Annotated in this window: 2 protein-coding genes; one reads left to right on the forward strand and one right to left on the reverse strand. The window is 70.2% G+C overall.

Annotation, left to right across the window (positions count from 1 at the left end):
• Nucleotides 1-399: hypothetical protein (locus tag AC3XYG_RS20765; protein WP_489141773.1), on the forward strand; the 399-nt coding region annotated here is incomplete at its 5' end.
• A gap of 7 nt (nucleotides 400-406) precedes the next feature.
• Here the strand turns inward: AC3XYG_RS20765 and AC3XYG_RS20770 are convergent.
• On the reverse strand, nucleotides 407-1336 hold the full coding sequence (locus AC3XYG_RS20770) for a LysR family transcriptional regulator (RefSeq protein WP_489141774.1): 930 nt from the start codon (nucleotides 1334-1336) through the stop codon (nucleotides 407-409).
• Nucleotides 1337-1603: the final 267 nt, after the last annotated feature.

Here is a 1603-nt window from a genome sequence, read left to right on the forward strand (position 1 = left end):
CCCAATCCCCTGCCATCCCGCACCCTCAACACCTGGATCGACCGCGACCCGGATGCCGTCTATGCCTTCCTGGCCGTGCCGGAGAATTTCATGCAATGGGCCAGCGGCCTGGCCGGGTCGCTGCGCCGCGACGGTGAGGACTGGGTGGCGGCGGCGCCCGAGGGCGAGGTGCGGGTGCGCTTCACCCCGGCCAACCCGTTCCGCATCGCCGACCACTGGGTGGTGCTGCCAGACGGCGCTGAGGTGTCGGTGCCACTGCGGGTGCTGGCGAATGGCGGCGGCAGCGAGGTGACGCTGCATCTGTTCCGCCAGCCCGGGATGGACGACGCCAAATTCGCCGCCGACGCCGCCTGGGTCGAACGCGACCTGGCCACGCTGAAGCGGGTGCTCGAAGCTTGAGGGGTCCCTACCCCGTCCCCGGCCCGATCTCGCTTTCCAGCCCGCGCAGCATCTCGATCAGGCGGCGGCGGAAATGGGTGGCGAAGCGGTCGGCGACGCGGGAGCGCGGCTGGCCGGCGGCGAAGGCCAGGCCGAATTCGTTCCACAGGCGCGGCCGGAATGGCCGGATGGCGATCGGCAGGTCGCGGAAATGGCTGGCCATCAGCGCGTTGACGATGGTGACGCCCAGCCCCTGCGCCGCCAGGGCGCAGGCCGAGCCGACCGAATGCGTCTCGATCCGGATGCGCGGCCGGAAATGGACACGGCGGAACATCTGGTCGATCTCCGCCCTCGCCGGGCGCTGCCGGCCGAGCAGCACCAGCGGTTCGCCTTCGAGATCCTCGACCGTGACCACCGGCTTCGCCGCCAGCCGGTGCCCCGCCGGCATGACGCAGACGCTGGTGGTGCGCGCGATGGCGATCGTGTCCATCCCGGCCTCGCCGGTCGGCAGCCGGACGAAGCCGAGATCGGCCTGGCGGGTCAGCACCGCCCGCTCGGTCTCGTGATAGGGCGCCGACAGGATCTCCATCGCCACATTGTCGTGGTCGCCCAGGAACTCCTCGATGATCCGCGGCAGGATGGTCTGCGACATGCTGTGCGGCACGCCGATGCGCAGCAGGATCTGCTGGGAATTGCCGGCCCGCAGTTCCTCCGCCACATGCTGCACCCGCTGCACGCCGTCGACCGCGTCCTCGACCGAATCCAAGAGGCCGATCGCCTCCGGCGTCGGGATCAGGCGCCCTTTCTCACGGGCGAACAGCTCCAGCCCCAGCTCGGCCTCCAGCTGGGTCAGCAGCCGGCTGACCGCCGATTGCGACAGGTCCAGCCGCGACGCCGCGGCGGTGGTGGAGCCGCTGCGCATGATCGCCTTGAAGGCCTCGAGCTGCTTGACGTTCATGCCGGCCGCGCCGATATCCCGGACACAAAGCACCGCAACGCGCCCCCGGCCCGCACGAATTGCGCATAGCCGAATGCGGATTCCGCATGATGTTGCGAGCCCCTGCCCGGCATGCCTAGTGTCCCCCTGCCCCGCCGGCCTGCCCGGCTGGGCCCATCATAAGCGAGCAGACAGGGACGCAGATGCGGGAATCGCACGCCGGGGCCGGACGCCCGGCATGACCGTCTTCATCATCCGCCGCCTGGTGCAGAGCAGCTTCGTCCTGCT

The sequence above is a fragment of the Inquilinus sp. genome (genome assembly GCF_057815775.1).

Coding starts and splice junctions, on each gene's coding strand:
- AC3XYG_RS20770 (WP_489141774.1), bottom strand. CDS start 1,336: ATGAACGTCAAGCAGCTCGAGGCCTTCAAGGCGATCATGCGCAGCGGC.